The organism is Pseudomonas sp. HMSC065H01, from assembly GCF_001815235.1.
GTDB classification, from domain to species: domain Bacteria; phylum Pseudomonadota; class Gammaproteobacteria; order Pseudomonadales; family Pseudomonadaceae; genus Pseudomonas; species Pseudomonas aeruginosa.
The window spans coordinates 88457-95345 of sequence record NZ_KV819916.1 but is presented as its reverse complement, the minus strand read 5'-3'; the positions used below and the strand labels follow the sequence as shown (position 1 = coordinate 95345).

At 67.2% G+C, this 6889-nt stretch carries 7 protein-coding genes; 5 read left to right on the top strand and 2 right to left on the bottom strand.

Going from position 1 to position 6889, the window contains the following annotated elements; genetic code table 11:
* The first annotated feature begins 248 nt into the window (after positions 1-248).
* Entirely contained in the window at positions 249-1100 is an 852-nt protein-coding gene (locus HMPREF3014_RS25645) for a D-hexose-6-phosphate mutarotase (RefSeq protein WP_003112064.1), read from the top strand.
* An 8-nt stretch (positions 1101-1108) separates the two neighbouring features.
* Here the strand turns inward: HMPREF3014_RS25645 and HMPREF3014_RS25640 are convergent, their stop codons facing one another.
* On the bottom strand, positions 1109-1966 hold the full coding sequence (locus HMPREF3014_RS25640) for a MurR/RpiR family transcriptional regulator (RefSeq protein ID WP_003091466.1): 858 nt from the start codon (positions 1964-1966) through the stop codon (positions 1109-1111).
* A gap of 186 nt (positions 1967-2152) precedes the next feature.
* Between HMPREF3014_RS25640 and zwf the strand changes: the two genes are divergently transcribed.
* The 3 genes from zwf to HMPREF3014_RS25625 are packed head-to-tail and all read left to right on the top strand — an operon-like array spanning position 2153 to position 5005.
* Positions 2153-3622, top strand: a complete 1470-nt coding sequence (gene zwf, locus HMPREF3014_RS25635) for a glucose-6-phosphate dehydrogenase (RefSeq protein WP_021204915.1) — start codon at positions 2153-2155, stop codon at positions 3620-3622.
* The gene (gene pgl / locus HMPREF3014_RS25630) at positions 3609-4325 is read left to right on the top strand and encodes a 6-phosphogluconolactonase (RefSeq protein ID WP_003130495.1); all 717 of its coding nucleotides are present in this window, start codon (positions 3609-3611) and stop codon (positions 4323-4325) included. The genes zwf and pgl overlap by 14 nt, the downstream gene beginning before the upstream one ends.
* 17 nt (positions 4326-4342) lie before the next feature.
* Positions 4343-5005 (top strand): bifunctional 4-hydroxy-2-oxoglutarate aldolase/2-dehydro-3-deoxy-phosphogluconate aldolase, encoded by a 663-nt coding sequence (locus HMPREF3014_RS25625; protein WP_009876799.1) that lies wholly within the window; start codon positions 4343-4345, stop codon positions 5003-5005.
* An 89-nt stretch (positions 5006-5094) separates the two neighbouring features.
* On the opposite strand, the gene HMPREF3014_RS25620 is transcribed toward HMPREF3014_RS25625, so the two are convergent.
* Positions 5095-5532, bottom strand: coding sequence for an NUDIX hydrolase (locus HMPREF3014_RS25620; RefSeq protein WP_003107683.1), 438 nt, complete (start codon positions 5530-5532; stop codon positions 5095-5097).
* A gap of 147 nt (positions 5533-5679) precedes the next feature.
* On the opposite strand from HMPREF3014_RS25620, the gene rluB reads away from it, so the two are divergent.
* The gene (gene rluB / locus HMPREF3014_RS25615; protein ID WP_003113439.1) at positions 5680-6840 is read left to right on the top strand and encodes a 23S rRNA pseudouridine(2605) synthase RluB; all 1161 of its coding nucleotides are present in this window, start codon (positions 5680-5682) and stop codon (positions 6838-6840) included.
* The last annotated feature ends 49 nt before the right edge of the window (positions 6841-6889 follow it).

Sequence of the window (6889 nt, the reverse complement as noted above, 5' to 3'; positions counted from 1 at the left end):
GGTGGCGGGGATCAAGATCCAGACGGTGTTCTGACCGTCGCGTTGCCTGCTCCGGTGTTGTACCTGGGCCCGCCCGAGCGTTTCGGGCGGGCCGTTTTTTTCCGGCGACCGCTCTTCCCGGCTGCCTGTTACAAACCGACTACGCTTTTCCTGTGCCGATCATTTGGGGCTTGCGTGCGAAATGTAGTAAAACTACACGGATGCACGCCCGGGCTTTCCGGGAAGGGGAGAGGGTAGGACAATCGGACATGCTTGAGCATCCGCTGCAGCGTTTCTTTCATTCCATGCGGGCCAAGCGACCGTTCGACTGGGTACGCTTCCAACGTCGCGATCTGCTGTTGATCGACCATCCGCTGTGCCAGGCCGTATTCAGTCGGCAAGGGGCGCAGCTCCTGCATTTCCAGCCGCAGGGCGAACGCCCGTTGCTGTGGTGCGCCAGCGAATGGCCGGCCCTCAGCAGTGCGCCGGTGCGCGGCGGCATCCCGGTCTGCTGGCCGTGGTTCGGCAGCCATCCGAACGGCAGCGAATGGCCGCAGCAGGGCTGGGCGCGGCAACGCGAATGGCGCCTGCTGGATGCCTACGCCGACGAAAGCAAGGTGGTGGTGAGCTGGCAACTGGACCTGGAGGACTGGCACGTGCGCCTCGATGCGCGCCTTGGCCAGCGCCTGGAGCTGGAGCTGTGCAGCTACCATGAGGAAGACGACGATTGCCTGTTCAGCTTCGCCCTGCAGCCCTACTGGCGGGTCGGCGCGCTGAGCCGGGTGGTGGTGCACGGCATGGAGCTGGAGTCGGCTCGCGGCCAGCGCGGCGCTTCGCGGATTCCGGGAACCTGGATACCGCGCGGCGCGGTCAAGCAGGTGCTCTACCATCCCGGATCGCTGGTGCTGGAGGACGGCGGCTGGAACCGCCGCTTGCGGATCGACAAGAACGTCAGCGCCGGCAGCGTGATCTGGCACCCCGGCAGCCGCCCGGTGGAGCAGGTCGAGCCGGGCGAAGCGGAACGCTTCCTCTGTATCGGCGCCGCTGGCTACCGCCCAGGTGGGCTGATCCTGGCGCCCGGCGAACGCATGCGCCTGAGTCTCGCCGCCGGCCTGCAATAGGCGGGCGGTCAGTTGTCCTCGTCGAGGGGATAGCGGGTCGGCACCAGGCTTTCCTTGATCCGCCGCAGGTGCGGCTGGAAGTCCACGCCGCGGCGCAGGGTCACTCCGGTGGCCAGCACGTCGAGCACGGTGAGCTGGACGATCCGCGAAGTCATCGGCATGTAGATGTCGGTGTCTTCCGGCAACGGGATGTCCAGGCACAGGGTGCTGGCCCTGGCCAGCGGCGAGCCGGCGGCGGTCAGGCCGAGCACCGAGGCGCCGTTCTCCCGCGCCAGGTGCGCCACCTCCACCAGCTCGCGGGTGCGTCCGGTATAGGAAATCACCACGAACAGGTCGCCGGTATGCGCCACCGAGGCGATCATCCGTTGCATCAGCACGTCGGCCTGGGCGCTCACCGCCAGGTTGAAGCGGAAGAACTTGTGCTGCGCGTCGAGCGCTACCGAGGCCGAGGCGCCGAGACCGAAGAAGTGGATCTGCCGGGCCTGGATCAACAGGTCCACGGCGCGGTCGATGACGCGTGGGTCGAGCAGCTTGTGGGCGCTGTCGAGGGAGGCGATGGTGTTGCTGAAGATCTTCCGCGTATAGGCTTCCGGCCCGTCATCCTCGGCTACCGCCTGGGTCACGAAGGCAGCGCCGCTGGCCAGGCTCTGGGCCAGCTGGATCTTCAGTTCCGGATAGCCGCTCATGCCGAAGGAGCGACAGAAGCGGTTCACCGTCGGTTCGCTGACCGCTGCCGCCTGGGCCAGGGCGGCGATGCTGAAGCGGGTGGCCTGCTGCGGGTTCTGCAGGATGACCTCGGCGACTTTGCGCTCCGCCTTGTTCAGTTCGTCCAGGCGGCTCTGGATCTGCTCCAGCAGGTTTTTCATCCGGGTTCCTCGTGTTCTGTCGGCCCGGCGGGGAAGGGCCGGCGGCGGCGCCTATCCTAACGTCAGGCCGGCATGCGACCAACAGCGTGGCGGGCTGGGAAAAATATGTTGTTTAATTACTACATATTTGTCTTAATTGCGCAGTGGATGGCTCAATATCACTCAATATTTGGTTGGTAACAACAAATGCCTGATGTCCGCGTTCTGCCTTGCACGTTAGCGCTGTTCGGTGCGCTGGGCGATCTCGCCTTGCGCAAGCTGTTCCCGGCGCTCTACCAACTCGATCGCGAGAACCTGCTGCACCTCGATACCCGCGTCCTGGCCCTGGCCCGTGACGAAGGCGCTCCCGCCGAACACCTGGCGACGCTGGAGCAGCGCCTGCGCCTGGCGGTGCCGGCGAAGGAGTGGGACGACGCGGTCTGGCAGCGTTTCCGCGAACGCCTCGACTACCTGAGCATGGACTTCCTCGACCCGCAGGCCTATGTCGGCTTGCGCGAGGCGGTGGATGACGAACTGCCGCTGGTCGCCTACTTCGCCACGCCGGCCTCGGTGTTCGGCGGCATCTGCGAGAACCTCGCCGCCGCCGGTCTCGCCGAGCGTACCCGGGTGGTGCTGGAGAAGCCCATCGGTCATGACCTGGAGTCGTCCCGCGAGGTCAACGAGGCAGTCGCCCGGTTCTTCCCGGAAAGCCGCATCTACCGGATCGACCATTACTTGGGCAAGGAGACGGTGCAGAACCTGATCGCCCTGCGCTTCGCCAACAGCCTCTTCGAGACCCAGTGGAACCAGAACCACATCTCCCACGTGGAGATCACCGTGGCCGAGAAGGTCGGCATCGAAGGCCGCTGGGGCTACTTCGACCAGGCCGGGCAACTGCGCGACATGGTGCAGAACCACCTGCTGCAACTGCTCTGCCTGATCGCCATGGATCCGCCCAGCGACCTTTCGGCGGACAGCATTCGCGACGAGAAGGTCAAGGTCCTCCGCGCCCTCGAGCCGATTCCCGCCGAACAACTGGCTTCGCGCGTGGTGCGTGGGCAGTACACCGCCGGTTTCAGCGACGGCAAGGCAGTGCCGGGCTACCTGGAGGAGGAACATGCGAATCGCGACAGCGACGCGGAAACCTTCGTCGCCCTGCGCGTGGATATCCGCAACTGGCGCTGGTCGGGCGTGCCGTTCTACCTGCGCACCGGCAAGCGCATGCCGCAGAAGCTGTCGCAGATCGTCATCCACTTCAAGGAGCCGCCGCACTACATCTTCGCTCCCGAGCAGCGTTCGCTGATCAGCAACCGGCTGATCATCCGCCTGCAGCCGGACGAAGGTATCTCCCTGCAAGTGATGACCAAGGACCAGGGCCTGGGCAAGGGCATGCAATTGCGTACCGGCCCGCTGCAACTGAGTTTTTCCGAGACCTACCACGCGGCGCGGATTCCCGATGCCTACGAGCGTCTGCTGCTGGAGGTCACCCAGGGCAACCAGTACCTGTTCGTGCGCAAGGACGAGGTGGAGTTCGCCTGGAAGTGGTGCGACCAGCTGATCGCTGGCTGGGAACGCCTGAGCGAAGCGCCCAAGCCGTATCCGGCGGGGAGTTGGGGGCCGGTGGCCTCGGTGGCCCTGGTGGCCCGCGATGGGAGGAGTTGGTATGGCGATTTCTGAGTTGAAGCTGCCGGCCGGCGTCGGCCTGCAGGTCTGGGGCAGCGCCGCCGAGCAGGCCCGCGGCCTGGCCGCCGAGGTCGCCGGCCGGTTGCGCTCGGCGCTGGCCGAGCAGGGCCAGGCGCTGCTGGTGGTGTCCGGTGGGCGCAGTCCGGTGGCCTTCCTCGAAGCCTTGAGCGAGGAGCCGCTGGACTGGTCGCGGATCACCCTCAGCCTGGCCGACGAGCGCTGGGTGCCGGAGTCCCATGCCGATAGCAACGCCGGCCTGGTTCGCCGCCACCTGCTCCGTGGCGAGGCGGCGAAGGCGCGCTTCATCGGCCTCTACCAGCCGGCGGCGAGCCTGGAGGAAGCGGCCGAGCTGGCCGACCACCACCTGCACGAGCTGCCGTTGCCGATCGACGTGCTGGTCCTCGGCATGGGCGACGACGGCCATACCGCCTCGCTGTTCCCGAACAGCCCAGGCCTGGACCTGGCGATGGATCCCCAGGGCACGCGCCGTTGCCTGCCGATGTGGGCGCCGAGCGTGCCGCACCAGCGCCTGACCCTACCGCGCGCCGTGCTGGCGGCGGCGAAGGTGCAGCTGCTGGCGATCCAGGGCCAGTCCAAGCTGGCCACCCTGAACACCGCGCTGGCGGTCGAGGACGAACGGCGGATGCCGGTTCGCGCCTTCCTCCGCGCGCCGCTGACGATCCATTGGTACCCCTGAGTGGCGGAGCTGTAGCCATGCACAACCTTGAACAGAAGACCGCCCGCATCGACACGCTGTGCCGGGAGGCGCGCATCCTCCCGGTGATCACCATCGACCGCGAGGCGGACATCCTGCCGATGGCCGATGCCCTCGCCGCCGGCGGCCTGACCGCCCTGGAGATCACCCTGCGCACGGCACACGGGCTGACCGCCATCCGTCGCCTCAGCGAGGAGCGCCCGCACCTGCGCATCGGCGCCGGCACCGTGCTCGACCCGCAGACCTTCGCCGCCGCGGAAAAGGCCGGGGCGAGCTTCGTGGTCACCCCGGGATGCACTGACGAGTTGCTGCGCTTCGCCCTGGACAGCGAAGTCCCGCTGTTGCCCGGCGTGGCCAGCGCTTCCGAGATCATGCTCGCCTACCGCCATGGCTACCGCCGCTTCAAGCTGTTTCCCGCCGAGGTCAGCGGCGGCCCGGCGGCGCTGAAGGCGTTCTCGGGACCATTCCCCGATATCCGCTTCTGCCCCACCGGAGGCGTCAGCCTGAACAATCTCGCCGACTACCTGGCGGTACCCAACGTGATGTGCGTCGGCGGCACCTGGATGCTGCCCAAGGCCGTGGTCGACCGCGGCGACTGGGCCCAGGTCGAGCGCCTCAGCCGCGAAGCCCTGGAGCGCTTCGCCCAGCACCGCAGACACTGAGACTGCCCGCCTGGGCATGCCCGGCTTCGGCCGGGTTTTTTTATGCCGTCCGGATTATCCGGGGCATGGAACGGCTGACGTCATCCGCGTTATTCGCCGATGCGCCGGCGTTCCCGCAGATAGTCGCCGAGCCGGCTCTGCAGGTAGGGTACGGCCATGGCATGCGCGAGGTAGGCGTCCACCTCCATCAATCGCCAGTATTGTCCTTCGTCGCCGAAGCGGATGGCCTCGAATTCGCGGTCCTCCAGGCGCGCCACCAGGAAGTAGGCGAAGGGCGCGCTGCCGCTGGTGCTCGGATACTGTCGCTGCCATTCGATACGAGGTTCTTCCAGGCGGATGGAGAACTCTTCCTCGAGTTCGCGCAGGGCGCATTCGGCAGGCGTCTCCAGGCCCTCGCGGCCGCCGCCGGGAAAGTCCCAGTAGCCGGGGAAGGGAATGCCGGGTTTTTCGTCGCGTTTGTAGACGACCAGGTGGTCGCCATAGAACAGCGCCAGCTTGGCGCCGCTGAAGGGAGGGACATCGTGCACCGGGGCCTCCGGGTGGCGGGGTGGGTGAACCCGGCCTAGTCTAGCGGGATTGTCCGGGTTTCCGCCCGGGGACGGTGCTTTGTCCTGACGAAGCGCGTATGATGCGCGCCCTTCGATTCGTTGCCAGCCACACCGGGAGGTGCCCAGATGAACGATACCCCAGAGAATCCCCACGTACCGGTCGGGGAAAAACTGCAGAAAGTCCTCGCCCGTCTCGGCGTCGGTTCCCGGCGCGACGTAGAAGTGTGGATCGCCGAAGGTCGGGTCAACGTCAATGGCAGCGTGGCCAGCCTCGGCCAGCGGGTCGACAGCCACGATGCGATCACCGTCGATGGCCACCTGATCCGCCGCGAAGAGGCCGCCGAGAGTGTCCGTCGCGTGCTGATCTACAACAAGCCGGAAGGCGAGGTCTGCACCCGCGACGATCCGGAAGGCCGCCCGACCATCTTCGACCGCCTGCCGCGCCTGCGCACCGGTCGCTGGATCAACGTCGGTCGCCTGGACATCAACACCACCGGCCTGCTGCTGTTCACCACCGATGGCGAACTGGCCAACCGCCTGATGCATCCTTCCTATGAGATGGACCGTGAATACGCGGTACGGGTGCGCGGCGAGGTCACCGAAGAGATGATCGAGCGCCTGCTCAACGGCGTGATGCTCGAGGACGGCCCGGCCAAGTTCAGCGATATCCAGCAGGCGCCGGGCGGTGAAGGCTTCAACCACTGGTACCACTGCGTAGTGATGGAGGGCCGCAACCGCGAGGTGCGCCGGTTGTGGGAATCCCAGGGGTTGGTGGTCAGCCGCCTGAAGCGAGTGCGTTTCGGCCCGGTGTTCCTGACCTCCGAGCTGACCATGGGCCGCTACCGCGAAATGGACCAGCGCGAAATCGACATCCTCAGCGAGGAAGTCGGCCTCAAGCCGGTGGCGCTGCCGGGCATGACCACCAAGGCGCGCGAGAAGGCCGAACGCCAGCAGCGCAAGCAGGCCCGTCCGCTGGCGCGCAGCGAGCGTCCGGAAGCCGGGCGCAAGCGTGCGCCAAGGCGCGAGGACGGCGAGAATGCCGCTCGTCGCGCGCCGGCTTCGCGTCCCGCGCGCGGTCCGCAGCCGAGCGCCGAGCGCAAGGGGCGCGAGCAGGGCACTCCGGTTGCCGAGCGGCCCCGCGAGAGCAACCGCAAGCCGCGCCCAAGCAAGCCGCGCGACGAGCGTCCGGCCAGCGCGCCGGGCGACAAGCCGGCGGCCCGCAAGCCGCAGGTCAAGCGGCGGCCGAAACCGGCCGGCGACGGTATGCGTCCGGGCTTCCGCCGCTGAGCGGAAAGCGCCCTGGAAAGGCCCCTTCGGGGGCCTTTTTCATGCCTGG